This is a genomic window from Corallococcus praedator (genome assembly GCF_003612125.1).
In the GTDB taxonomy this organism is placed as follows: Bacteria; Myxococcota; Myxococcia; order Myxococcales; family Myxococcaceae; genus Corallococcus; species Corallococcus praedator.
Window position 1 is genome coordinate 1 of record NZ_RAWI01001134.1, and the last position, 428, is coordinate 428.

Here is a 428-nt window from a genome sequence, read left to right on the forward strand (position 1 = left end):
GATCATCAGTCTCGGCCACGAATACGGCGGCGTCTTCGCCAACGACGACGCGCTCGCCGCGCAGCTGATGGCGGCGGGCGAGGCGACCGGCGACAAATTGTGGCGGATGCCGCTCGACGACGCCTACGACAAGCTGATCGACAGCCCGATCGCCGACATGAAGAACGTCGGCCCGCGCGAAGGCGGCTCGATCACCGCGGCGAAATTCATCCAGCGCTTCGTCGACCAGGGGGTCAAATGGGCGCACCTCGACATCGCGGGCATGGTGTGGGCGTCGAAGGCGGGGCCGCTGTGGGACAAGGGCGCGACGGGCTATGGCGTCCGCCTGCTCGATCGCTTCGTGTCGGATAATTTCGAGAACTAGGTGGCCATAGCCTTTGCCGTCATCCCCGCGCCGGCGGGGACCCATAATCTCGGAAGTGCGGACG

1 pseudogene is annotated in these 428 nt (G+C 66.1%); it reads left to right on the forward strand.

What is annotated here, in order from left to right:
* A pseudogene (locus D7Y13_RS43395) lies at positions 1–364 on the forward strand (leucyl aminopeptidase); the annotation flags it as partial.
* Between the last annotated feature and the right edge of the window lie 64 nt (positions 365–428).